At 61.9% G+C, this 26,374-nt stretch carries 18 protein-coding genes; 6 read left to right on the top strand and 12 right to left on the bottom strand.

Annotation, left to right across the window (positions count from 1 at the left end; all coding sequences use genetic code 11):
- Positions 1-101: 101 nt before the first annotated feature.
- The 3 genes from narL to BLT65_RS07785 all read right to left on the bottom strand — a co-directional run bounded on the left by narL (position 102) and on the right by BLT65_RS07785 (position 1,573).
- On the bottom strand, positions 102-761 hold the full coding sequence (gene narL, locus BLT65_RS07775) for a two-component system response regulator NarL (protein WP_042306519.1): 660 nt from the start codon (positions 759-761) through the stop codon (positions 102-104).
- 83 nt (positions 762-844) lie between these two features.
- Complete coding sequence (locus BLT65_RS07780) at positions 845-1,090, bottom strand: hypothetical protein (protein ID WP_042306557.1); 246 nt, start codon at positions 1,088-1,090, stop codon at positions 845-847.
- A gap of 54 nt (positions 1,091-1,144) precedes the next feature.
- On the bottom strand, positions 1,145-1,573 hold the full coding sequence (locus tag BLT65_RS07785) for a hypothetical protein (RefSeq protein ID WP_091776656.1): 429 nt from the start codon (positions 1,571-1,573) through the stop codon (positions 1,145-1,147).
- A 1,178-nt stretch (positions 1,574-2,751) separates the two neighbouring features.
- On the opposite strand from BLT65_RS07785, the gene BLT65_RS07795 reads away from it, so the two are divergent.
- The 4 genes from BLT65_RS07795 to flhC all read left to right on the top strand — a co-directional run bounded on the left by BLT65_RS07795 (position 2,752) and on the right by flhC (position 6,522).
- A complete protein-coding gene (locus BLT65_RS07795) occupies positions 2,752-3,558 on the top strand; it encodes a 2OG-Fe(II) oxygenase (RefSeq protein ID WP_244186452.1) in 807 nt (268 codons plus the stop codon).
- 238 nt (positions 3,559-3,796) lie between these two features.
- On the top strand, positions 3,797-5,011 hold the full coding sequence (locus BLT65_RS07800; RefSeq protein WP_042306522.1) for a YeeE/YedE family protein: 1,215 nt from the start codon (positions 3,797-3,799) through the stop codon (positions 5,009-5,011).
- Positions 5,012-5,557: 546 nt separating this feature from the next.
- On the top strand, positions 5,558-5,878 hold the full coding sequence (gene flhD / locus BLT65_RS07805) for a flagellar transcriptional regulator FlhD (protein ID WP_007585797.1): 321 nt from the start codon (positions 5,558-5,560) through the stop codon (positions 5,876-5,878).
- A 17-nt stretch (positions 5,879-5,895) separates the two neighbouring features.
- A complete protein-coding gene (gene flhC, locus BLT65_RS07810) occupies positions 5,896-6,522 on the top strand; it encodes a flagellar transcriptional regulator FlhC (RefSeq protein WP_007585799.1) in 627 nt (208 codons plus the stop codon).
- 113 nt (positions 6,523-6,635) lie between these two features.
- Here flhC and BLT65_RS07815 read toward each other — a convergent pair whose 3' ends face one another.
- The 5 genes from BLT65_RS07815 to BLT65_RS07835 all read right to left on the bottom strand — a co-directional run bounded on the left by BLT65_RS07815 (position 6,636) and on the right by BLT65_RS07835 (position 16,031).
- Entirely contained in the window at positions 6,636-7,964 is a 1,329-nt protein-coding gene (locus tag BLT65_RS07815; RefSeq protein WP_042306523.1) for an Nramp family divalent metal transporter, read from the bottom strand.
- A 1,032-nt stretch (positions 7,965-8,996) separates the two neighbouring features.
- The gene (locus BLT65_RS07820; protein WP_091776658.1) at positions 8,997-10,553 is read right to left on the bottom strand and encodes an efflux transporter outer membrane subunit; all 1,557 of its coding nucleotides are present in this window, start codon (positions 10,551-10,553) and stop codon (positions 8,997-8,999) included.
- Between the two features lie 14 nt (positions 10,554-10,567).
- Entirely contained in the window at positions 10,568-13,753 is a 3,186-nt protein-coding gene (locus BLT65_RS07825; protein WP_042306524.1) for an efflux RND transporter permease subunit, read from the bottom strand.
- A 74-nt stretch (positions 13,754-13,827) separates the two neighbouring features.
- A complete protein-coding gene (locus BLT65_RS07830) occupies positions 13,828-15,138 on the bottom strand; it encodes an efflux RND transporter periplasmic adaptor subunit (protein ID WP_042306525.1) in 1,311 nt (436 codons plus the stop codon).
- A gap of 38 nt (positions 15,139-15,176) precedes the next feature.
- Positions 15,177-16,031 carry an alpha/beta hydrolase gene (locus BLT65_RS07835; protein WP_042306526.1) on the bottom strand — a complete coding sequence of 285 codons (855 nt, stop codon included), beginning with the start codon at positions 16,029-16,031 and terminating at the stop codon, positions 15,177-15,179.
- A 197-nt stretch (positions 16,032-16,228) separates the two neighbouring features.
- On the opposite strand from BLT65_RS07835, the gene BLT65_RS07840 reads away from it, so the two are divergent.
- Positions 16,229-17,233, top strand: coding sequence for a LysR family transcriptional regulator (locus tag BLT65_RS07840; RefSeq protein WP_091776660.1), 1,005 nt, complete (start codon positions 16,229-16,231; stop codon positions 17,231-17,233).
- 178 nt (positions 17,234-17,411) lie between these two features.
- Entirely contained in the window at positions 17,412-17,720 is a 309-nt protein-coding gene (locus BLT65_RS07845) for a DUF4148 domain-containing protein (RefSeq protein WP_042306528.1), read from the top strand.
- Between the two features lie 202 nt (positions 17,721-17,922).
- On the opposite strand, the gene BLT65_RS07850 is transcribed toward BLT65_RS07845, so the two are convergent.
- From BLT65_RS07850 to BLT65_RS07865, 4 genes are all read right to left on the bottom strand, one after another.
- Positions 17,923-18,990 (bottom strand): purine-nucleoside phosphorylase, encoded by a 1,068-nt coding sequence (locus BLT65_RS07850; RefSeq protein ID WP_091776662.1) that lies wholly within the window; start codon positions 18,988-18,990, stop codon positions 17,923-17,925.
- A gap of 247 nt (positions 18,991-19,237) precedes the next feature.
- On the bottom strand, positions 19,238-20,164 hold the full coding sequence (locus BLT65_RS07855; RefSeq protein ID WP_042306530.1) for a cation diffusion facilitator family transporter: 927 nt from the start codon (positions 20,162-20,164) through the stop codon (positions 19,238-19,240).
- A gap of 42 nt (positions 20,165-20,206) precedes the next feature.
- Complete coding sequence (gene selD / locus BLT65_RS07860) at positions 20,207-21,268, bottom strand: selenide, water dikinase SelD (protein WP_091776664.1); 1,062 nt, start codon at positions 21,266-21,268, stop codon at positions 20,207-20,209.
- A gap of 137 nt (positions 21,269-21,405) precedes the next feature.
- The gene (locus tag BLT65_RS07865; RefSeq protein WP_091776968.1) at positions 21,406-26,247 is read right to left on the bottom strand and encodes an NAD-glutamate dehydrogenase; all 4,842 of its coding nucleotides are present in this window, start codon (positions 26,245-26,247) and stop codon (positions 21,406-21,408) included.
- Between the last annotated feature and the right edge of the window lie 127 nt (positions 26,248-26,374).

Below are 26,374 nucleotides of genomic sequence, written 5' to 3' on the forward strand. Positions count from 1 at the left end.
CTACACTTGACTATCGGCTATCGGCAACGGGATTCGCGGCAGGACTGCGCCGCGGGGGTTCCGCAGTGCGAATAGTATCAGTGGCTGACGAGGAAGAGGACTCACGCCCGCGGCGGATTGCGGCGCGCGTGGCGCTCGTGATGCCACACGACGGCTTCGACTCTGGAATGAAGATCGAGTTTGTGCAGCAGATGTTTGACGTGAACCTTGACAGTCCCGACGCTGATATCGAGCTTTCGGGCAATCTCCTTGTTGCATAGCCCTTCCACCAGATAGTCCAGTACCTCCTGCTCACGCCCGGAAAGGCCCGACTCGTTAGCGGGGAGAGGCTGCCCGGCAGACAGCGCATGAAACAGCTTGCCCGTGATCGCCTCGCTGAGCACGGCCGTTCCCTGCAGCGCCTTCTGCAAATTGATGCACAGTTCTTCCGGCTCCATGTCCTTGAGCAGATAGCCGCTTGCGCCGGCGCGTAGTGCGGCCACCACGTCGCGTTCGTTGTCCGACACTGTCAGCATCAGAAAGCGTGCGTCGACGTTGTGCTGCTTCATCATCTCGAGCGTCTCGATACCGCTCATTTCCGGCATGTTGAGGTCGATCAGAACGACGTCGGGCTTGAGCCGGACCGCGAGGTCAACACCCACCCGTCCTGACGACGCTTCGCCAACAACACGAAACGCCGGGTTCATCTGGATCAGTTGCGCGACGCCCTTGCGGAACAGCGCGTGATCGTCGATCAGCAATACGGTGTTGACAGGCTCCACGTCCTATTCCTCATACCTGGACCGGCCTGAAGACGGCTGGCCGACAGTTTCATCATAGGTCAAGCGCGGCAGCGCTGCGCGCGTCACGCGGCTTTCTGGCAGGCCATTGCCGGGCCCTCGCGGCGGGGCGGAAATACGCGCCACGCGCCATCGGCATGCCGAAAGAACATGATGGCCACGGAACACGCCGGCCGCGCCACTTCGACACAGACGTAGCGCCTGTTGCTATCGCGCGTGCGGCTGAACTGGGTCACTCGAAAGGGCGTTGCCGAAGTCGGCGCCAGCCATTTCTCGACGAGTTCGCGTAAAGACTGTTGCTGCATGTTCATGATCGTCACCTCACTCGCCCGTACATGATTTCCGTGTTCCGCCAGCTCTGGCAATCAGGCCGCCGCCTTGACCAGTTCGGCCGACAGACCAAACTGTCGGGCGATCGACTGAAGCCGCTCACGCCATTCCCATTTGCCGAACACGTCATGCACGTTCTGCAAGGTGCTGAGCAACTCGATCGTCACGGGATCGTAGACATTGACATGGGCACGAAGCAGCGCCCTTCTCAATGCCGCGATGCCGACATCCATATAAGCGGGTATCGCGTCCGATGACGCTTTGCCGATATAGCGGACGGGCACGCCTTCCATTGCGGTCATGTAATCGCGTGGCTTGATGAAGCTGCCAACGGGACACCCGCCGCAATAGCCGCGATAAGCACCGCCTCCATGTGGCAGCAGCGCTGCGCGGCCCTGGCCGAAAAGATGGTCGACAGCGCGGTCGAAGATCTGCTGGTGGGTCAGGAAATTCCGGCTTTCCATGATGCGGCTCCGCTGCAAGGTTTTGACGATTCGTGTCTCTAGTATGGTCCGTCAACTGCGCCTTGCAATCTGCCAGAGGGGGCTCCCTCTTTGTGGGTATCGGGAGTCATCACGGGGGCAAGCAAGCGCATTCGCGCGATCCTGGCGGGACATATTCCGGGCGACTTCTTGTTGAGACCGGATGTAGATGTCATGGCGAGACCTACCATGTTTTCTGTTGACGAAGGTTGATTGATAGTGCGGCGCCGACGTCGAGCGGCGCAGCGCTACCGGGAAGGTCGCGGCCGACAACAGGATCGCCGGGAGGCGCGGCACGATCAATGCCCCGCGCGAGGTGTCGCGACGATTGTGTACTACCTACAGAGTGGTATATCCCCAAGAGGGATTGCCGCGCTTTAGCGTGAAACCGATACTGTCCGCCGACTGGATGCTTATCCTGAGTTGGCCACGAATTGCCGTGACCGCCGTCTCACGCGTATTCGATCACAGCACCGTTCCCAATGAAACGATCTGACACGAGAACTTTAGTCGAGGATGTCGGGAAGAAGCGCGACGCAATGGCGGCGCTGGCGCTATATGACCATAGCATTCAATGCGGGCACAAAAGAATTGCGCTGCTTCGGTACCTGGATGCCAAAGACCTGGCGGCACCACTGACGAGACAGCACCACGCCTATGCACAGACCATTGCCAGTTCGCTAAGCGTCGGTGACATGGAGTCCATTGCAAGGCAGGCCATTGAACGGAGCCGGCAACGGTGGTCCGCAGGGGCGAAAAAGAAATGCGCGTGCAGAGAACATAGGCGTACCTGAAATTGGCCCGGTGTCATTGGGCACAGACGGACACTCATCTGTTGATCCCGTCACGATGAACTGCGCAACGCTCGTGGCTTCATGGGAAACCAAGGGTCATCGTCATCTGCCGTTGGAGATGGGCTGTCTCCGCAACGGTCGGTCAGGGTGGCGATGTTTACGGCCTCGACTTTGTTCAGGAAGTCGAGGCCATTTTTTTTGCTTCTCTTGCTTCATCAAGGAACGTATCCGCATGCAGGCAGTCCCCGTTCTGATCTGATCGACGACCACGCGGCGAATGAGAGAGCAAGTCCCGGGGTGTGCAAGCACCGCCGCTTGGGTAGAGTGGGTGGCATCGAAAAGACCGAAGCCGATACGGAGCCGCTCATGCAAGATTTCGCATTCGACACTCAAGCCACGCTGTTCAGCGGCGATGAACCACTGGGCAAAGGCCAGCGTAGGCCCGCGCCTGCAATCGCCACGCCTCAGTCGATCGAACGACGCGTCGACGCGATCGACTGGACGCATGCTTCAGCCGAACTGGACGCGCACGGCTGCGCAACGCTCGAAGGCCTGCTGAGCGCCGAAGCGTGCGACGCCCTAAGCTCCCTCTATCCGCGCGACGACCTGTATCGCAGCCGCGTCGTGATGGCGCGGCATGGTTTCGGGCGCGGCGAGTACAAATACTTCGACTACCCGCTGCCCGACGTGGTCGACGCGTTGCGCACGGCCGTCTATCCGCGTCTCGCACCGCTCGCGAACGCATGGAACGAAGCCATGCGCATCGACGTCCAGTTTCCGCCGACGCACGCCGCCCTCCTGCGCCGCTGTCACCAGGCCGGGCAATCGCGTCCGACGCCGCTGATCCTTCAATACACGGCTGGCGACTACAACTGCCTCCATCAGGACCTGTATGGCGAGCACGTTTTTCCTTTGCAGCTCGCGATCCTGCTGTCCGAGCCGGGCAAGGATTTCACGGGCGGTGAGTTCGTTCTGACGGAGCAACGTCCGCGCATGCAGTCGCGCGCGGAAGTCGTGCCGCTGCGCAAGGGCGATGCGGTGATCTTTGCGGTGCATCACCGGCCCGTGCAGGGCGCGCGCGGCGCATATCGGGTACACATGCGGCATGGCGTGAGCCGGTTGCGCTCGGGGCATCGGCATACGCTTGGGGTGATTTTTCACGACGCAAAATAGGTCTTACGACTCCGCGGTGCGCCTCGAACGCGCTGCGAACCGCCCCGACAAGTGGCCAGCTAGCGGGCCACGCCCGGCATCATCCGTCACAACGTGCTATGTTGTTTGACAGGCTTCCGGTTGCAAATCGGCACCCGAAGCCGGATATCTTCACCATCCGTATCGCGGCCACGCACGGCACACTCTGTCGCCGTGCTCACGCGCTCCGCACCATCCACACGCTCGCACAACGTTCGTCATGTCCGATCTCGCCACACCGCTTCCGCGCCGCTTCGACATCAATCCGAAGCCGCTCGCCTTCTCGCTCCTTCTCATCGCGCTCGGCGCAGTCTATCTCGCGCAAACCGTCAGCGGCCGGCAGGCGGCGCTCTACGTGGTCGGCGCGCTGCTCGGCATGTCGCTGTATCACGCGGCGTTCGGCTTCACGTCCGCGTGGCGCGTGTTCATCGCCGATGGCCGCGGCGCCGGCCTGCGCGCGCAAATGCTGATGCTCGGCATCGGCGTGTTGCTGTTCTTTCCGGCGCTGTCGGCGGGGTCGCTGTTCGGCCATCCCGTCGCGGGGCTGGTGTCGCCCGCGGGCACGTCGGTGATCGTCGGCGCGTTCATGTTCGGGATCGGCATGCAGCTCGGCGGCGGCTGCGCGTCGGGCACGCTGTACACGGTCGGCGGCGGCAGCACGCGGATGCTGGTGACGCTTGCGGCGTTCATCGTGGGCTCAGTGGTCGCCACCGCGCATATGCCGTTCTGGACCGCGCTGCCGTCGCTCAAACCGACGTCGCTTGTTACAACTCTGGGCGCCAGCTGGGCGATCGCGGTCAATCTTGCCGTGTTCGCGGCGATTGCCGCGCTGACGGTCGTGATCGAAAAGCGCCGTCACGGGCGCCTCGTCGACGACGCGCCGCGCGCCGCCAACGCGTCGCCGTGGCTGCACGGACCGTGGCCGCTGTTCGCCGGCGCAGTCGCGCTCGCGCTGCTCAACTTCGCGACGCTCGCGCTGTCCGGCCGTCCGTGGGGCGTGACTTCGGCATTCGCGCTGTGGGGCGCGAAGCTCTTCTCGCTGGCGGGCATCGACGTCGCCAGTTGGCCTTACTGGAGTTCTCACACGAATGCCACCGCCCTCACATCGTCCGTTACACGCGATGTCACGAGCGTAATGGATGCGGGCATCGTGCTCGGCGCGATGGCTGCGGCCGCTTTAGCGGGCCGCTACGCGCCTCTGTGGCGCGTACACATGCGATCCCTTATCGCCGCCGTCGTGGGCGGCCTGATGCTCGGCTACGGCGCCCGGCTGGCCTATGGTTGTAACATCGGCGCGTATTTCAGCGGCATCGTGTCAGGCAGCCTGCATGGCTGGCTGTGGCTCGTCGCCGCGTTCGCCGGCAACGTCATCGGCACGCGGCTGCGCCCCCTTTTCGGACTGGAAGTCGAGCGTATCCGCCAAACCGGCTGCTGACCCGTTACAAACTCCGGGTGAGTCTGTAACAACTGCGGCCGCACTCGTTACACTTTCTTCCCTGTTTGTAACTCCTTTTCGTTACATCTCGGGTTATCCCTCATCCGCTAACCGGCAGCGTATTTTTTACCTGCCGGTTTTTTGTTTTCTTTCTCCCGGCTTTCTGAACTAATATGATTTTCGCATAAGCCAAGTTGCATGCGTTAATCGGAAACTCTTGCTTGAGGCCTTATCTGACAAGGGTTTAACCGGAGCCCGTTGCAAACGTTTTCCGCCTGCCTGGCGATTATGACGTCGCCGTGAAAGAGTTACCGAAACGACTGTTGTTTTGTCGTATCTTTTTTTTGAGAAAGGTATTGATTTCTGGAAATCCTGTTCATACAATTCCGCCCAAGCTGTTACGAAATGTAACGGGTTGTATCAAAGGTTGGCTGGTTGTATCTGTGCACCAAGTTGACGCCGGAAATCCTCAGTGTCCGGCGGGGCATAAGACCATAACGGCAGAAAATGCCGACATAAGTAATTCGGGGCTTCGGAAAAGAGAAAATGGACCGTAGCAGCGAGACGCTGGATTCAATCCGCGAAATCAATTTGTCTTACATCATGCTCGCACAACGCATGTTGCGCGAGGACAAGGCAGTCGGCATGTTCCGCCTGGGCTTGTCATCGGAGCTGGCTGATATTCTTGCCGGGCTGTCGCTCGCGCAGATCGTCAAGCTGGCCAGCTCCGATCAGCTTTTGTGCTTCTTCCGCTTCAACGACCACACGATGTTGTCGGCGTTGACGCACACGTCCCGTCACGCGGAGGTGGCATCGACGCATGCCGCGATCCTGCTGGCAGGACAGCCCGCAGAGCAGTTCGCTTAAGACCGGAGAGGACTGCCATGCTGAAAAAGAGCCTTACCGAAGACGCGCAGGAAGTGTTCCGCGCGATCGCGCTGATTGAACTGGGCGCGCGCATGCAGGTGCTCGAAAGCGAGCTGACGCTGTCGCGCGACCGGATGATCCGCCTGTACCGCGAGGTCAAGGGCGTATCGCCGCCGAAGGGCATGCTGCCGTTCTCGGCGGACTGGTACATGACGTGGCTCGCGAACATCCACGCATCGCTGTTCTACAACACGTACCTGTTCCTGAAGAACGAAGCGCGCTGCTCGCACCTGGACGCGCTGACCAAGGGTTATCGCCTGTATCTGGAGCATTGCCGTCATAGCGAAACCGAGCCGGTGCTCGACCTGACGCGCGCATGGACGCTCGTGCGTTTCTTCGACGCCGAGATCCTGCAACTGACGCCCTGCTGCCGTTGCAGCGGAAAGTTTGTCGCGCACAAGCACGACCTGCAGCACAACGTCGTGTGCGGCGCCTGCCAGCCGCCGTCGCGCGCGGGCAAGACGAAGAAGGCCGCCGCCGCGAAGCGCGAGGCGGAGAAGGACATCGTATCCGTGCCGCAAGTCGCGGAAGAAATCGAAGTACTCGAAGAACAGATGCTCGAGGAAACTGCGTTGGCGGCCTAGCGCCGCGCATCGCTCAGTCCATCCGAAGCTACGCATTACTTTGAAGCCGGTCTCGCGAGACCGGCTTTTTTTCGTCCGTGTTTTATGCGTGCTTTTTATGTGTGCTTCAAAGCTCAGCCTGCGAACCCGAACGTCTGCACGACAAGCCAGATATTGGCCGCGCTGATTACGGCAAACAGCCCCCACGCGAGGACACGCGTCGGCAGCCGGTTCGTGAATTCACCCATCAGCGCGCGGTCGTTCGTCATGCGGATCAGCGGATAGAGCGCGAACGGCAGCTGCAGGCTCAGCACCACCTGACTCGCGACGAGCAACTGCCCGACGGCGCCATTGCCGAGCATCTGCACACCGACCAGCGCGGGAATCAACGCGAGCGCGCGCGTGATGAAGCGCCGCTGGTAGCACGGAATCTTCAGTTGCAGAAAGCCTTCCATGATGACCTGCCCGGCCACCGTGCCCGTGAACGTCGAGCTTTGCCCCGACGCCAGCAGCGTGATCGCGAACAGCACGGCCGCGAAGCCCGTGCCGACGATGGGCGCGAGCAACCGGTAGGCGTCCTCGATTTCGGTGACCTGGGTGTGCCCTGTCGAATGGAACGCGGCCGCTGCGAGAATCAGGATCGCGGCATTGATCAGCAGCGCGAGAATGAGCGCGACGATCGTGTCGATGCGCGACAGCGAGATCGCACCCGCGATGCCCTCGCGATCGCGCTTGATCGCGCGCGTCTGCACGATGGACGAATGCAGATACAGGTTATGCGGCATCACCGTCGCGCCGAGAATGCCGATCGCGAGATAAAGCGGCTCGCGTTCGCTGATGGCTTGCCACGACGGCACGAGCCCGGCCGCAACGGACGGCCAGTGCGGATGAACCAGCGCCAGTTCGATGACGTATCCGACGCCGATGGTCGCAACCAGACCGAGCATGATCGCTTCGAGGTCGCGGAAATTCTTGCCCTTCAGGCCGAGCACGATCAGCGTGTCGAACGCGGTGAGGATCACGCCGACCGTCAGCGAGCATTTGAACAGCAGATGAAACGCGAGCGCGCCGCCCAGCACTTCGGCGAGATCGCAGGCGATGATCGACAGTTCGGCGAGGAGCCATTGAATACGCGCGATGCCCGGCGAGTAACGCGTGCGCGATAGTTCCGCGAGATTGCGGCCTGTCACGATGCCAAGGCGCATGCTGAGGCACTGCAGCACCATTGCCGCGAGGCTCGACAGCACAACCACGAACAGCAGGCTATATCCGTAGCGCGAGCCGGCTTCGATGTCGGTGGCCCAGTTGCCGGGGTCCATGTAACCGATCGATACCAGCAGGCCGGGACCTGCGAATTGAAGGATTTTTTTCCAGAATGGGGCGGACTGCGTGACGGTGACGGTGCCCTGCACCTCGGATGGGCAGAACGGCGCGGTAGCTGTGGTTGGAAGTTTGAACTGCAAAGCCGGTGACCTCGAGGTGGATGTGAAGTCGCAGTGCGATGGCTGGATCGCTGCCGCGAAACGGCTTCAAGTGTACAAAGAAATTTGGGGACGTGTCCCGGGAGGGGCGTGCAGGGATGCACGCTGTGGGCGGTGTGTTGTTTGCCTTTGCGTTGGCATCCGCGGTTTGGTTTGGTGCTTGACGCGTTGCCGTTTGGTGTTTTGGCGTTTGCGCTGGCATCCGCGGTTTGGTTTGGTGCTCGACGCGTTGCCGTTTGGTGTTTTGGCCTTTGCGCTGGCATCCGCGGTTTGGTTTGGTGCTCGACGCGTTGCCGTTTGGTGTTTTGGCCTTTGCGCTGGCATCCGCGATTCGTTAGCCTGCTTCACGCGTCGCCCCTGTGCGGGGCGGCACCTACTTTTCTTTGCCGCCGCAAAGAAAAGTAGGCAAAAGAAAGCGGCTAACACCGCTAATTCTTGTGTTTGCCTGAGGGCCCCCAAAGGTTCTTACGCTTCACACGGCAGCCTTCCTGTTCGCGTTCGTTGCCAACGCTCCGAATGAGCGCCTCACCCGCTTCAAATACCCGTACATGTGCAAGCGGTAGCGAATGGTATGTGCCGCCCAGGTGGCAAACTGTGTGTAGGTTGTCGCGAGGTATAGCTTGGCGCTCTTACAGGGTGGAGCGTGCGCTATCGGGTCCGAAGTGAAGCGTGCGAGGCACTACGACCTACACACAGTTTGCCACCTGGGCGGCCGTGGAATATCTGGCTCGGCATGATGCAGCGCGGGCGCGTGAAGCGGGTGAGGCGCAGCGCAAGAGCGCTGGCAACGAACGTGGGTCACGTGGTTGCCGTGCGAAGCGTAAGAACCTTTGGGGGCCCTCAGGCAGGAACAAGAACTGGCGGTGTTAGCCGCTTTCTTTTGCCTACTTTTCTTTGCGGCGGCAAAGAAAAGTAGGTGCCGCCCCGCACAGGGGCGACGCTTGAAGCACGCTAACAAATCGCGGATGCCAGCGAAAAGGCATAATGCGGACGCCTGCGCAGCAAAAAAAAAACCTACTGCTTCGCCACCTGCTGCGCTTGCGCGCCGTCGCCGCTACCGACATCCGCCTTCACATCACCCCACCCCCCGCCGAGCGCGCGAATCAAGTTAACCGTCGCGACAGCCTGCGTGCCAGCAAGATGACTCAACTGCAACTGCGACTGCAGCGTCTGCCGCTGCGCATCAATCACATCCAGATACGCAACCTGCCCTTCCTGATACTGCGTCTGCGACAAATGCTCCGCCCGCTTCGACGCGTTGACGGCGTCACTCTGCTCACGCGTCTGATCCCCAAGCAAACGCAGATCGGACAAGTTGTCCTCAACTTCACGAAACGCCACGAGCACCTGCTGACGATACTGCGCCACATCCTCGTCATACTTCGCGCGCGCATTCGCGAGATTCGCCTTGCGACGTCCGCCGTCAAACAGCGGCACCGTCAGCGCCGTGCCCGCAAACGGACCGAGCAGGAACGCCCGGCTCGACCACTGGAACAGATCGCCAAGCGTCGTCGACTCGTAACCGAACGCACCCGTGATATCGAGCTTCGGGAAAAACGCAGATTTGGCAAGGCCGATCCGAGCATTCGCGCCCGCCATCGCGCGCTCCGCCGCCGCAATATCCGGCCGACGCTCGAGCAGCGCAGACGGCAATCCAGCAGGCACGCGCGCCGTCACAGGCGCAAGTGGCGTCTCGGGGAACGAGAAGTCCGCCGGCGCCTTGCCGAGCAAAATCGCGAGGCCGTGCTCGGACGCCGCGCGCTGACGCGCTACGCCGACGGCATCGGCGCGCGCCGTCGCCAGTTCATTGCGGGCGCGCGACACATCGAGCTCGTTGATGTCGCCTTCGTTGAAGCGGCGTTCGACGAGTTTCAATGCGTCCTCACGCAACGTCACCGTCTGACGATACAAGCTCAACTGCGTGTCGAATTCGCGCAACTGGAAGTAGTTCTGCGCGACGTCCGCCTGCAACGCGAGCTGCACCGAGCGGAACAATGCTTCGCTCTGCGCCTGGTCGGCACGCGCGGCGTTCACGTTCGAACTGACGCGGCCAAACAGATCGACTTCATACGCAGCCGTCACCTGTGCGCGCCACAGCGTTTGCGTCGGCACATGCGTGTCGTTCGGCAGGAACTGCGAAGCGGGCGACAGACGCTCGCGCGTCGGGCCAAAGCCCGCATCGAACGACGGGAACCAGTCGGCCCGCGCCTGCTGCGTCAGCGCGCGCGATTCCTGCACGCGCGCCGCGGCTGCCTTCAGGTTCTGGTTCGCATCGGCGGCCTGCTTTTCCAGATCGTTGAGCGTCGAATCGCCAAAAATCGTCCACCATTCGCCGCGATGCGCTTCTTCTGCGGGCTCAGCCGTCTTCCACGTGCCCGCTTCGCTCGCCGGCAGCGGCGTCGCCGCTGCATCCGTCGTCGTTGCCGACACTGGTGCTTCCTTGAAGGCCGCGGGCGTCGCCGAGTCGGGACGCTTGTAAGTCGGCTCGAGCGAGCACGCCGCGAGCAGCAACATCAGCAGCGTACTTGCCGCCGCGCGACCCAGGCCGCTCATCTGTTCAAAGCTTTTCATTGTCATTTTCTCCATCAGGCGTCCGTCGTATGCGCGACGAGATGCGGCGAGTCCTTTTGCGCGACGTGAATCTTGCCGCCCGCCAACGTACGCAGCACCACGTAGAACACCGGCGTCAGCATCAGGCCGAACAGCGTCACACCCAGCATCCCGAAGAACACGGCCACACCCATCGCGTGACGCATTTCGGAACCCGCGCCGCTCGACACCACCAGCGGCACCACGCCCATGATGAACGCGATCGACGTCATCAAAATCGGCCGCAAACGCATGCGGCTTGCTTCGATGGCGGCCTGCAGCGGCGTGCGTCCGTCGTGCTCCAGTTCACGCGCAAACTCGACGATCAGAATCGCGTTCTTCGACGCCAGCCCCACCAGCACCATCAAACCGATCTGCGTGAAGATGTTGTTGTCGCCCTGCGTCAGCCACACACCCGCCAGCGCGGACAGCACGCTCATCGGCACGATCAGGATCACTGCGAGCGGCAGCGTCAGGCTCTCGTACAACGCAGCCAGCACGAGGAACACCAGCAGCACGCTGATCGGGAACACCCACAGCCCCGCGTTGCCCGCGATGATCTGCTGATACGTCAGGTCGGTCCATTCGAGCTTCACACCCTTCGGCAACACTTGCGCCGCGATGCGCTCGGCGGCTGCCTGCGCTTCACCCGACGAGAAGCCGGGCGCCGGGCCGCCGTTGATATCGGCTGCCGTGTAGCCGTTGTAGCGCACGACCATTTCCGGACCATACGTCGGCGTCACCGTCACCAGCGACGACAACGGCACCATGTCGCCATTCACGTTGCGCGTCTTCAGTTGCAGGATGTCGTCGGCCTGCTGACGATACGGCGCGTCCGCCTGCACACGCACCTGGTACACACGGCCGAAACGGTTGAAGTCGTTCACGTACAGCGAGCCGAGATACACCTGCATCGTGCTGAACACGTCCGTCACGGGCACGCCCAGCTGCTTCGCCTTCACACGGTCGAGATCGACGTTCACCTGCGGCACGTTGATCTGATAGCTCGAGAACGTCGGGCCGAGTTCGGGTGTCGTCGCAGCCTTCTTGACGAACGCTTCCGTCGCCTTGTTCAGCTCTGTGTAACCGACTGCGCCGTGATCTTCCAGCTGCATCTTGAAGCCGCCGAGCGTACCGAGACCGAGCACGGGTGGCGGCGGGAACACGGCGACGAACGAATCCTTGATCGCGCCGTATTGCTGGTTCAGCGCGCCCGCAATCGCACCCGCCGACAGCGCCTTGCCCTTGCGGTCATGGAACGGCTTGAGCGTAACGAACACAATGCCTGCGCTCGAACTGTTCGTGAAGCCATTCACCGACAGACCCGGGAACGCCACCGCGCTTTCGACGCCCGGCTGCTTCAGCGCGATCGCGCCCATGTCGCGAATCACCTTCTCGGTGCGATCGAGCGATGCACCATTGGGCAACTGCGCAAACGCGATCAGATACTCCTTGTCCTGCGCCGGCACGAAACCGCCCGGCACGGCACGCGACACGAGTACCGTCAGCCCCAGCAGCACCGCGTACACGACGAGCATCGCGCCCTTACGCTTGAGCACGCCGTTCACGCCGCGCCCATAGCTTTCCGAGCCGCGATGGAACACCTTGTTGAAGCCCCTGAAGAACGGGCCCAGCACGCGGTTCATCGCGCGCGTCAGCCAGTCTTCCTTCACGTCGTGGCCGCGCAGCAGCAGCGCCGACAAAGCGGGCGACAGCGTGAGCGAGTTGAACGCCGAGATCACCGTCGAGATGGCAATCGTCATCGCGAACTGCTTGTAGAACTGGCCCGTCAGGCCCGTCATGAACGCGAGCGGCACGAACACGGCGACCAGTGTCAGCGCGATAGCGATAATCGGCCCGCTCACTTCCTGCATGGCCTTGTAGGTCGCATCTCTCGCGCTCAAACCGCTTTCAATGTTCCGCTCGACGTTCTCCACCACCACGATCGCATCGTCGACCACGATACCGATGGCGAGCACCATTCCGAACAGCGACAGCGCGTTGATCGAGAAACCGAACGCCAGCAGCAGCGAGAACGTACCGACAATCGACACAGGCACGGCGATCAGCGGAATAATCGACGCGCGCCACGTCTGCAGGAACACGATCACCACGATCACGACGAGCGCAATCGCTTCGAGCAGCGTGTGTACGACGGCTTCGATACTCGAACGCACGAACTGCGTCGGGTCATAGACGATCTTGTACTCGACACCCGCCGGGAAGTCCGCGGCGAGTTCCTTCATCGTCGCGCGCACTTCGTCGGAAATCTGCAGCGAGTTCGCACCCGGCGACTGGTTGATCGCCATTGCAACGGCCGGCTTGTTGTCGAGCAGCGAGCGCAAGCCGTATTCCGAAGCCGCGAGTTCGACACGCGCAATATCTTTCAGGTACGTGACCGCGCCATCGGGCGCCGTCTTCACAACGATGTCGCCGAACTCCGCTTCTGTTTTCAGACGACCGCGCGCATTCACCGACAATTGCAGCGGCGTGCCCGGCACGGAAGGCGATGCACCGATCACGCCCGCCGCCACCTGAATGTTCTGCTCGCGAATCGCATTGACGACTTCCATCGCCGTCAGATTGCGTTGCGCGACCTTCGCCGGATCGAGCCACACGCGCATCGCGTAATCGCCCGCACCCCACAGCTGCACCTGCCCGACGCCCTTGATCCGCTCCAGGCGGTCCTTCACGTTGAGCAGCGCGTAGTTGCGCAGATACGTCATATCGTAGCGGTCGTTCGGCGAGATCAAATGCACGACCATCGTCAGCGTCGGCGAGCTCTTGATCGTCGTCACACCGAGACGCTGCACGTCTTCCGGCAGACGCGGCAGCGCCTGATTCACGCGGTTTTGCACCAGCTGCGTCGCGAGATCGGGATTCGTGCCGAGCTTGAACGTGACCGTCAACGTCAGATTGCCGTCGCTATTGGCCTGCGACTGCATGTACAGCATGTTCTCGACGCCGTTGATCTGCTCTTCGAGCGGCGACGCAACGGCCTCGGCGATCACCTTCGGGTTCGCGCCCGGATATTGCGCGTGGACCACCACGGAAGGCGGCACCACTTCGGGGTATTCGGAGATCGGCAGCTGGAACACCGCGATCAGCCCCCCGAGCAGAATCAGGACCGATAGCACGCCAGCGAAGATCGGCCGGTCGATGAAGAATTTGGATATGTTCATGTGAAGCTCTTGATGTTGGAGCGCTTACGTCTTGTGCGCATGCATCGAAGGATGGGTGACGGTTGGTCGACCGATCACGAATCCTTGCGCGCCTTCGTGCGCGGCTGCGCCTGTGCCTGCGTTTGCGTACCCTTCTGCGCTTGCGGTTCGGTGTGCTTCTGCTTCGTTCCGTCGAGCTGCGCCTGCTTGTCGGCCTGCGCGTCATCCGCGACGGGCGCGCTGTTCGCGTCGCCCTCGCCCATCGGCACCATGTGCGCGCGAACCTGCGCGCCCGGACGCACACGCTGCGTGCCGTTCACGACGATGCGGTCGCCCGCGTGCAAGCCGCTCTTCACGACGCGCAGATTGCCTTGCAGGTCGCCAGGCTGAATCTCGCGATACGCGACGTGATCGTCCTTGTCGACCACGAACACGAACTTCTTGTCCTGGTCCGTGCCGATTGCGGCGTCATCGATCAGCAGCGCGCCATGCGGCTCGCTGCCGCCCACTTTCACGCGTGCATAGAGACCCGGCACGAGCGAACCGTCGCTGTTGTCGAAACGCGCGCGCACGCGGATCGTGCCCGACGACGTATCGAGGCGGTTGTCGACCGACTGGATCGTGCCCTTGCGCGAATAGCCCGTCTCATTGGCCAGGCCCAGTTCGACGGGCACCTTGCTGTCGCCCTTCACCTGGCTGATGTACTGCAGGTACGTCTGCTCGTCGGCGTCGAACTCCGCGTAGATCGGCGAGACGGACACGAGCGTCGTCAGCGGCGCGGCGCTTGCGCCCGCGTTCACGACGTTGCCGAGCGTGATCTCCGCGCGCGACACGCGGCCCGCCACGGGCGCGACGATCTTCGTATAGCCGAGATTGATCTGCGCGGTTTCGAGCGCGGCCTGCGCGGCCTTCACGTTCGCGGTCGCTTCGCGCGCGGCGTTCTGCTTCTCGTCGTAGTCGCGCTTGGCAATGGCGCTATCGCCGATCAGCCGTTGCGCGCGCTCCCAGTCGCTTTGCGTGTAGCCCGCGCGCGACTGCGCGGCCGCCAGCTGCGCGGCGGCACGATCCACTTCCGCCTGATACGGACGCGGATCGATGACGAACAGCACGTCGCCTTTCTTCACGAGCGCGCCGTCCTGGAAGTTCACGGACACGATCGTGCCCGACACGAGCGGCCGCACGTCGACCTTTTCTACAGCCTGAAGACGGCCCGAATAGCTTTGCCAGTCGGTGATGGTTTTCTGCACAACAGTGGCGACGTCGACTTCCGGCACGATGGTCGGCGCGGACTGCGCCGGCGCGCGCGCATCGACGCGAATCGCGCCGAACGTGCCGAGGCCCGCAATCACAAGCACCGCTAGCGCCGCTACCGCCAGCTTCGAACGCGAGAGAGGAAAAACAGACATGACAGACTCCGGATTTAATTTAGTTAATAGAAGTTTGTTTATCGGAGTGCGCGCTCATCGAAGCGCCACTGGAAGAATCGGACCGCCTCGAGCAACGCCGCCGGATGATTGGCCAGCGCCGCGTGCGACACGCTTGGGTAACGGACCACCTGCGTCTGCACGCCCGCATCGATCAGATTGCTGGCGTACTTCTCCGCTTCGACGTGCAGCACGTCGTTTTGCGCGGTGGCAATCAGCGTCGCGGGCAAGCCGGCGAGCCGCACCGACTCGAGCGGCGCCGCATACGGGTGGATGCGTTGCGCTGCCTGCGGCAGATACGCGCGATAACACGCCGCGCATTCGCTCGCCGTGATGTCCGAGCTCAGGCGCTTCTCGTCGCCGAGACGCGTGAGGCTCGGATCGAGCATCGGTCCGAACAAAGCCTGCGCATCGATCCGCACATCCCCGCGATCGCGGCCGATGAACGCAAGGCAATTGGCGAGCGAGCCACCCGCATCGTGGCCCGCTACGCCGATTTTCTTCGTGTTGCCGCCGAACGCCCGTGCGCGTGTCTGTACCCACAGCGCTGCACGGTGCGCATCTTCGGGCGCGGCGGGAAACGGAAACTGCGGCGCGAGCGAATAACCGACGGAAACGACGAGCGCCGGCGTGTGCTGCGCGAAATAGCGCGCGGCGTAGTCGGCTTCCTCGATCGAGCCGCGCACGAAACCGCCGCCGTGAAAATAGAGCAGGATCGGCAGACCGCTTTTGGCGGCGGCTCGCCGGTAAAGGCGCAGTGTGATGTCCTGTGCGTACCCTTCGATCCGCACGTCGGTGACGTCGAGTAACGCGGCGTTTTCGCCGAGGCTCGCGCCAGACGGGACAAAGGTGTGACGCGGGTTGAATGCATCCATGTCGGAACAGCGCAATGCGCGAAGCTATCGAATGGTGCGAATTGTGGGACCAGCAGACTTCCAAATAAATGCCTATAATCCGGCAACACAATTCGGAGCACCTGAACAATCGAATGACTTTATTCGGCGCCTTGGCCAATCGTTAAATGGCTGATGCGACTGCTTCAACAGTGCTCCGGCTCTTTCGGAGGTTTGCAATGGACCGACTTCAGGCCATGCAAGTGTTCACCCGGGTCGTCGACACCAACAGCTTCACCCGGGCTGCGGAAACGCTCGATCTACCCCGCGCTTCCGTCACGACGATCATTCAGAATCTCGAAGCGTTTCTCGGCACGCGCCTCTTGCATCGCACGACACGCCGTCTGTCGCTGACGCCGGACGGCGCTGCGTACTACGAGCGTTGCGTGCGCATTCTCGCGGACGTCGAAGAGACGGAACAGAGTTTCCAGAGCGGCAACAAGAAGCCGAATGGGAAGCTGCGCGTCGATATGCCGGGATCGATCGGCAGACTACTCGTGATTCCCGCGCTGTGCGAATTCCACACGAAGTACCCGGATATCGATCTGCAACTCGGCTTGTCCGACCGCCCGGTCGATCTTCTGCAGGAAGGTGTGGATTGCGTGGTGCGGGTCGGCGCGCTGCAGGATTCGTCATTGGTCGCACGCAGAATAGGGTTATTCGAAGGCGTAACGTGCGGGGCGCCCGCGTATATCGATCGCGCGGGCATTCCTCAGACGCTCGACGATCTCGAACAGCACAAGGCCGTCAATTATTTTTCGAGCCGGACTGGCCGCGTTATGGACTGGTCATTCCTTGTCGACGGCAAGGAAGTCGAGGTGAAAATGAAGGGCGTAGTGTCCGTCAACGACGCGGACGCTTATGTGACGTGCGGACTCGAAGGCTTCGGCCTGATTCAGCCGCCGCTCTTCATGGTGCTGCCGCATTTGCGTTCGGGCCAGCTCGTCGAAGTGCTGCCCGACCTGAAACCGCTGCCGATGCCGATCTCCGCGGTGTATCCGCATAGCCGGCATCTGTCGTCGAAAGTGCGCGTATTCGTCGACTGGATTGCGGAGATTTTCGATCGCTGCCCGCTGCTGAGTGGCCGTGCAAGCCTCGACAAGACCTGCACGCAACGCACGTTCGAGCAGAAAGAGGCCGCGCCGGAATTCAAAACGCCGGTGATGTCGGAGTGGGTCGCATAGGCTGCCAGGCCTTTGTTTAAGGGACGATCGCGGCATCACGCCGCGATTGTTCTGAAATTGCGACAATTCATTTCACGAAAGCCGGGTTTATCGCCCGCGCGTCAAAGCCTACATTTCACCCTGTCGCAACGCCGGACCACGACGGCGAAGCAAATGAATTAGACGATAGGAGTGAATCATGAAGCGCAATCTGCTGGCAGGTCTTGCTCTCTCGCTGCTCGTCAGCGCACCGGCATTTGCCGGCGGCGGCGGTGGCATTGGCCACGCTGGGTCGTATAACGATCAATGGTGGCAACACTCGGCTAACGCATCGGCACCGAAGTCTCGCGCAGAAGTGCGCGCGGAAGTCACCGACGCGTATCGCGACGGCACGCTGCCTTCGCTGAACAAGACCTCGTATCCGGAACAAGGCCTGATTGGCCGCACGCAAGCTGCGCGCCTCGAAGCGCAAAGCGACGGTAGCGTGCGCGTCGCTCGCGGCCAGTAAGCATTACTTTATTTTGATCGCAGGAGTCAAACATGAGCCCATCGGAACTCGATGACTGGGCGGCGGACATTCCCGTCTGGACGCCCTATCGCTCGCATTAAGCGCGCGTTGGAAGATAGCGAAGTGTGTGAACTGCGCTCAATCGCATGAAAGCGATTGAGCGCTTTGCATTGGTGCAGATTTAAAGTTCTTCGCTACGCGATCAGCGATGCGGCACGCCGTTGCGCCATTCGCCCCAATGCGACACGATGTCCTGAACGAGCGGATTGCCCGCGCGGTACAGGTTCTCAAGCGCGATAGTGAAGCCACCTTGCGCAGCGTAGTTGAGCAAGTTGTCGGCGCTCGTCTGTCCATCATAAGGACGATCGAAATCCGAACCCGCACGCAATACCGCAACGCGATTCAAATCGACGCGATGCACGCTTGCAGCGCGCTTCAACGCTTCATAGGTCGAGTTGTCTTCCTGTTGCGTCGTGCAATAGACGCCCTTGCCGTCCGTGAGAATCTTCGTCCAGTCGCGCGCGCGTTCGCCCAGCTTCGTACCGGACCACCACGTATCGCCTGCTAGTGTGTCGCACTGAATGACCGTAGGCACATGATTGGCAGGCGCATAGTTGTATTTGGCGCGCGCTGCTTGCGCCTGCGCGTTGTCAGACAGCACGACGTTTTGCGACAATGCAAAAGCCACCTCGGCGAGGCGTGGATTCAACTTGAACACTTCGGTGCGGTAGTCGAGTGGCGGCTTCTCCGAAGGGCTTTTCGTATTGATGCCGAGATAGCCGGTGTTCCAGCCCGGCGGAATTTCGCGTCCGTCGATTTCCCATTGAATGCCGAAGTCGACAAGGTATTTGGCCCACGCAGCGGAGCCGACCGTACCTTGACCTGGATCGATGCCCGCAATGCCCGCCACCATGAAATAGGTGTGCCGCAAATCGAACCGCGGCGAGAATGCGAGCGCCATGGTCGACGCGGCGGCATTCGTGTGGCCCATGCCCGTCGTCATTACGCAGATGTCCTGCCTGTTGCAATGGATATTCGGATAATCCGGCGAAAGACCCGCGACAGGAATGTCTTGCCACGGCCCGAGTTTATCGAGCCACACCTGCCCTTCCGGTCCGAACATCGAAATGATCATCACCTTGACGGGCCGGCCGTGCGATTCGCCGTTGTCTTGCGCAAAGCTGTCGTCCTGCGCATTCGCCAATGGCGAGACCGCCGTGCATGCGGCCAGTGCCAGGGCCGTCAATGCGCCTACCGTGCGAGTTACCATGACAAGTCCTTTCTTTAAGCTTGTTAAAGGATTGGGAATGGAATGCATGCCCTCGCGTAACAGGGCGGAGCTAAGTATAGGCGGCGTCGAATTGTTTTCCATTAGCTAATTCCACTTGTCATTTCAAATAGCTGATTCGCATAAATCGAAAAAGAACTGCAATACGAAAAATGCATCAGAAACGAAAAGGCCCGCGAACGTTGCATCGAGTGCATCGTTCGCGGGCCTTTGAGACAGATATCAACGCTTAATCGAGCGACGACTCGGTTCTCACTCTCGGCACGTCCGGCTCGAAGAACACCCATCGCACTTGCGGAAAAGTCGCCTGCAAATCGGCTTCGACGATATTGATCGCGTCGACCATTGCACGGCCGCTGTCGTAGTCGATCATTTCGGCCTGCACCGCGACGACAACATGACGGCCCCACTGCAGCGTGATCAGATTGATGATGCTGCGTATCTCCTTGCGCGTGTGCAGATGCGCTTCGATTGCACGCCGCACTTCCGGGCTCGCGGATTCGCCGATAATCATCGACTTGACCTCGCGCGCCACCAGAACCGCAATCACCATCAGCAACACACCGACGCCGACGGAACCCCACGCGTCAAACACGGGATTGCCAGTGATCATCGTCATCAGCACGGCGACGAAGGCAATCGCAAGACCGAGCAGCGCGGCCACGTCTTCGCCCGTGACGACGAGCAATTCCGATTCGCGCGTTTCGCGAAACCATCGCCACATCGACTTGTCGGGATTGGTCTTGCGGATTTCCCGGATCGCACCCATCAGCGAAAAAGTTTCGAGCACCACCGAAACACCCAGCACGCCAAGCGCAATATAGGCATGCGACAACGGCTCATGCGCCATCAGACGATGCACACCCTCATACACAGAAAACACGCCGCCGACAAAGAACAGCAGCAGCGCGACGATCAGCGAGTAGAAATAGATTACGCGCCCCGCGCCGAGCGGATGCAACAGGCTTGCGGGACGACGCGCCTGCTTGAGGCCGAACAGCAGCAATACCTGGTTGCCGCAATCGGCCGTCGAGTGAATCGCCTCGGCGAACATCGAACCGGAACCCGTGAATGCCGCGGCCGCGAACTTGCAAACCGCAATGCCGAGATTCGCTGCCAGCGCGTAAAAAATGGCCTTCGGTGATTCTTCTTTCATAGGCTCTTCGAGTTGTCTTGATGCAATTGGAGTGAGAAAGAATTAAACGACTTCGACGCGCGGTGCGCCATCGTGCAATTCGCCGATTACCACCGCGCGATCGAAGCCGTCCGCGCGGAAGATCGCGAGCACGTCGTCGACGGCAGCAGGCGCGCACGACACCAGCAGGCCGCCCGAGGTCTGCGGATCGGTCAGCAACGCGCGTGCCGTGTCGGGCAGCGAATCCGCAAGACGCATGTCTTCGCCATACGAAGCCCAGTTGCGGCCCGACGCGCCCGTGATGACGCCCGCCGCCGCGAACGCATCGACACCTGCGATCCACGGCAGATCCGCGTAACGCAATCGCGCGGTCAGTTGCGCGCCGCGCGCGAGTTCCAGCGTATGGCCGAGCAGGCCGAAGCCCGTCACGTCCGTCATCGCGTGTACGCCTTCGAGTGCAGCCAGTTCGGTGCCCGGGCGATTGAGCTTGGTGGTGGCCGCGATCATCGCGGCATAGCCTGCCGCGTCGAGCTGATTCTTCTTCAGCGCCGCCGACAGCACGCCGACGCCGAGCGGCTTGCCGAGCACGAGCACGTCGCCGGCTTGCGCGGACGCATTGCGCTTCACGCGTTTCGGATGCACGACGCCGAGCGCGGCAAGACCGTAGATCGGCTCCACGGAGTCGATCGAATGACCGCCCGCGACGGGAATGCCCGCCTGCGCGCACACATCCTCGCCGCCGCGCAGCACGGCTGCGATCACATCGTGCGGCAACACGTTGATCGGCATGCCGACCAGCGCGAGCGCGAGAATCGGCTTTCCGCCCATCGCATAGACATCGGAGAGCGCGTTGGTTGCGGCGATGCGGCCGAAGTCGTACGGATCGTCGACGATCGGCATGAAGAAGTCGGTCGTCGCGATGATCGCCTGCTCGTCGTTCAGGCGATACACAGCAGCGTCATCCGAGGTTTCCGTGCCGACCAGCAGGTCCGGAAACGTTGGCATCGGCACGCTGCGCTTCAGAAGATCGGACAGCACGCCCGGCGCGATCTTGCAGCCGCAGCCGCCGCCGTGCGAAAGGCTCGTGAGTCGTGGAACGTTGGAACTGACAGCAGATTCGCTCATGATGGTGAGGTGCCGGTGGGTCGATAAGGGCTATTATCCGGCAATCCGCGAAAGCGCTGTCAAACAGGTCGCGCAAAGAGAAACGCACCCTCGTCTGTGTGACGACAGCGCGTTCCTTTGAAGGCAACCGGGCGCGTTTAGCGGCGTTCGAGCGTCGCCATCTCCCGCACGATCACGAGCAGCATCGACAGGGTCGCGCCGCCCGCCGCGCGCAAATCCGTCAGCAGTTGCGCATAGCGCGCGAGCGCGTTCTCGCGTTTTGCGCGCCACGCTTCCACGACGCCTTCCGCAGTCGTCGCCTCGGGCGCTTCCGTGAGCGCGCTCGTCGTCAGCACGCGCTTGAGTCGCGCAAGCTCGGCGAGCGCGGCGGCCCGCGCCATCACGTCCCAATGCGTCGATGTCGGCAGTGCCTCGGCGCGCTCGCCGATCCAGCCGTAGTTCAGTTGCGTGCCCAACGCGAAGTACACGCCTGCGACGAGTTCGAGCCCGCGCTCTGTCGTCGCCGACACTTCCGCGATATCGAGCAGCGCAGCAGGTATGTCGCCGCTCGCGACGCGCACCGCCAGCTCGCTGTCGACGCCCGCATCGACGAGCACGCGCTGCCGCTCGGACAAGGCTTCGAGTTCCGCGCCGGGCAACAGCATCGGCAATTGCGGCGCGAGCCGTTGCGCGGCGTCGCGACAGCGCGCAATCAGTTCCGCCACGCCGCCGTCCTTCACTTCGCCCGACTGCAGATGCCGCAGGAACCACAGCGCGGCGCGCTCCAGCAGCTTCGTGATCTCGACGAACATGCGCGCCTGCACGTCGTCGGCGACGCGATTGTCGAGCGCGTCGATATTGCGCCACACCTCGTTGAGATCGAACACGTCACGCGCAATCATGCACGCGCGCACGATGTCGCCGGGCTTCCCGTCAGTCTCTTCCATCATCCGGTGTACGAACGCACAGCCAACACGATTCACCAGCGCATTCGTCAAATGCGTCGCCAGAATCTCGCGGCGCAGCGGATGATGATGCATCGGCTCGCTGAAGCGCTGGCGCAACGGCTTCGGGAAGTACTCGGTCAGCATGCCCGCCACCAGCGCATCTTCCGGCACGTCGGTTTCGAGCAGCGCATCGTAGAGCCACATCTTGCTATACGCGAGCAGCACCGCGCGCTCGGGCGAAGTCAAACCCTGTTTCGCGGCAAGACGTTCGTTGATCTCGTCTTCAGACGGGAGAAATTCGATCACTCGATTCAACCTTCCCGCGCGTTCGAGATAACGCATCATGCGCATTTCGGCGTCGAACAGTTCGGCCGCATAGCGGCCTGCAATCGACAACGCCTGGGTTTGATAATAATTGTCCTGCAACACCAGCAGGCCCACTTCCTCCGTCATTTCCGCGAGCAACGCATTGCGCTGCTTGTCCGTCATCTCGCCATCCGCGACGACGAGGCCGAGCAGAATCTTGATGTTCACTTCGTGGTCCGAGCAGTCGACGCCCGCGGAATTATCGATTGCATCGGTATTCATGCGGCCGCCGCGTTGCGCGAACTCGATGCGCCCGAGTTGCGTGAGCCCCAGATTGCCGCCTTCCGCGACCACCTTGCAACGCAGATCGCAGCCGTTCACGCGGACCGCGTCGTTGGCCTTGTCGCCGACCTGCGCATGCGTTTCGCGGCTCGCCTTCACATAGGTGCCGATGCCGCCGTTATAGAGCAGATCAACGGGTGCCTGAAGAATCGCGCGTACCAGTTCCGAGGGCGCGAGCGCGGCGGCCGTGATGCCGAGCATCGATTGCACGGCGGGCGAAAGCGGGATCGTCTTCGCAGTGCGCGCGAACACGCCGCCGCCTTGCGAAATCAGCGCAGGGTCGTAATCGGCCCAGCTCGAACGGTCCAGGTTGAAGAGCCGTTGACGTTCGGCGAAGCTCGTCGCGGGATCGGGGTTCGGGTCGAGGAACACATGCCGGTGATCGAACGCGGCGATCAGGCGAATATGCTGCGACAGCAGCATGCCATTGCCGAACACGTCGCCCGACATGTCGCCGACGCCGACCACCGTGAAGTCCATCGACTGCGTATCGACGCCCATTTCGCGGAAATGGCGCTTCACCGACTCCCACGCGCCGCGCGCGGTGATGCCCATTTTCTTGTGGTCGTAGCCGACCGAGCCGCCCGATGCAAATGCGTCGTCGAGCCAGAAACCGTATTCCTGCGATATCGCGTTCGCGAAATCGGAGAACGTGGCCGTGCCCTTATCGGCAGCGACGACGAGATACGGATCGTCGGGATCATGCCGCACGACGTCGGGTGGCGGCACGATCTGGCCGCCCACGCGGTTATCGGTGAGATCGAGCAGCCCACGCAGGAACGTCTGGTAGCACGCAACGCCCTCGCGCATCCAGGATTCGCGATCGGTCGGTGGCGGCGGGTTCTTCACGACGAACCCGCCCTTCGATCCCACCGGCACGATCACGACGTTCTTCACCATCTGCGCCTTCATCAGACCGAGCACTTCCGTGCGGAAATCCTCGCGACGGTCGGACCAGCGCAAGCCGCCGCGCGCGACACGCCCGCCGCGCAGATGCACGCCTTCGACACGCGGCGAATACACCCAGATCTCGAACATCGGCTTCGGCTCGGGCAAGCCCGGCACTTTCGCGGGATCGAACTTGAACGACAGATAAGGTTTCGGCTTGCCGCTCTCGTCGCGCCGGTAGTAGTTCGTGCGCTGCGTCGCGTTGATCACGCCGAGGAACTGGCGCAGGATACGGTCTTCGTCGAGATTCGGCACTTCGTCGAGCGCGCCTTCGATCGTCTTCAGCAGCCGTTCGACGCGTGTCTCGCGTGTCGTGGCAGGCGCAGGATCGGACCGCGCAATGAACAGTTCGACCAGCATCCGCGCGATGGCGGGATTGCCCGTCAACGCACGCTCGATATACGCGTCGCTAAATGTGGAGCCCACCTGGCGCAGATACTTCGCGTAGGCCCGCAAGATGATCACTTCGCGCGCGCTCAGTTGCGCGCGCAGCACGAGGCGGTTGAAATTGTCGTCTTCGATATCGCCCGTCCAGACGCGCTCGAACGCATCTTCGAACAGGCCCTTCACGCGCTCGATGTCGAACTCGGTGTCATCGGCCAGTTCGAGGCCGAAGTCGTGAATCCATGCGGGTGCGGCACCCGGCGCTTCGATCAGGTAAGGCCGCTCTTCGTCGACGCGCACGCCCAGATGTTCGAGCATTGGCAGACTGCGCGACAGCGCAATCGGATCGCCCACGCGATACACCTTGAAGCGGAACGCGCGTGGCCCCGCTTCAATCGGCCGGTACAGGTTCATCGCGATCTGCTCCGTGCCCTGCACGCGCTCGATCAGCTCGATATCGCGCACCGCCGTGCGGGCCGGATAGTCGTCGCGATAGCCGGCCGGAAACGAATCCGCATAGTGCTGCAACAGGCGGTTGCCCTGCTCTTCGCCGAACGCGTCGAGCAACGCGTCGGCGAGATCGTCCTGCCAGCGGCGCGACACCTGGATGAGCCGCTGTTCGAGTTCGCGCGTATCGACATCCGTCATCGCGCCCGGCTCCGCGTGAACGACGAAATGAATGCGTGCGAGCGCCGACTCGGACAGCAGCGGCGTGAACTCGACGTTCGTGCCGTTGAACGCGCTCATCAGCAGCCTGGCGATACGCCGGCGCAAGTCGGTGTTGTATTTGTCGCGCGGTACGAACGCGAGGCACGACACGAAGCGGTCGAAGCGGTCACGCCGCACGAACATCCGCGTGCGCTGATGCTCCTGCAAGCGCAGCACGCCCATCGCCGTGTCGTAAAGTTCGTTCTCGTCGGCCTGGAAGAGTTCATCGCGTGGATACGTTTCCAGTACTGTCACCAACGATTTGCCGAGATGCCCCTTCGGCAGAAAACCCGCGCGCCGCACGATGTTCGCGCATTTGCGGCGCACGATCGGAATCTCCGAAGCGGACGCCGTATAAGCGGTCGACGTATACAACCCGATAAAACGCCGCTCGCCGTTGATCTTGCCGTCCGGCCCGACGAGCTTCACGCCGACATAGTCGAGATAGCCGGGCCGATGCACCGTCGCGCGCGAATTGGCCTTGGTCAGAAAGATGGGCGTCGCGCCCGCGATGATATCGGCGGCGGCGGCCGGCAACGGCGTCACTTCAGACGCGCCCTGCGGCCGCAACGATTCGCGCAAGAGGCCGAAGCCCGAGCCCGGCACGCCGCGCAGACCGTACTCGCCGTTATGCGTGACCAGTTCGTAATCGCGCTGGCCGAGAAACGTGAAGTGGTCCGCGACCATCCATTCGACGAACGCACGCGCTTCGACGCCTTCCGGGCTCGTCTCGCGGGCGGCCATGTCGCGGATCGTCGTGCGCGCTATCTCGACGATCTTCGGCCAGTCCTCAACGGAGGCACGCACATCGCCCAATACCTTCGCGATCTCGTTGCGTAATGCATCGAGCTTCGCAGCATCGCCGCAGCGGTCCACCTCGAAATGAATGAACGAAGCGAGTTGCGAACGGCCGTCGTCGCTCGATGCGCCACCGGGCGCGATGCGCTCGATGCCGCCGTCCTGGCCGCGCCATATGCGAAATACGGGGTGCAACACGGAGTGCAGTGACAGACCGAGACGGTTGACGGCCATTGAAACCGAGTCCACCAGAAACGGCATGTCGTCGTTGACGATCTCGATGACGGTGTGATCCGAGTGCCAGCCGTGCTGTTCGAGAATCGGGTTGTAGACGCGCAAACGTTCGCTGCCCGGCACGAAGCGTTGCGCCGTTTGCCAGTGCGCCATCGCGGCGCCGTAGAGATCGGCGATGCCGCGGCTTTGCAGATCGTCGGCATCGGCAAAGTCGTAGTAGTGACGCAGGAATGGCTCGACAGCTGCGAAAGCGGGCTCGGGCAATCGTCCTCGCGCGAATTCGACGACATCGTTGAGCAGATGGGCAACGGCTTCTTCGTTCTTCGCTTGCATGACGTCCTCCGCGACGGGCGACAATCGATTGCATAGACTGAAGCGCATTATGCACCCGTTGAGCAGAAACGGATTGTGCATGCGCACATCGCGCATGCTTGCTCGCGCCTGTGACAGAAGCGTGTCG

The organism is Paraburkholderia steynii (assembly GCF_900100565.1).
GTDB classification, from domain to species: Bacteria; Pseudomonadota; Gammaproteobacteria; order Burkholderiales; family Burkholderiaceae; genus Paraburkholderia; species Paraburkholderia terrae.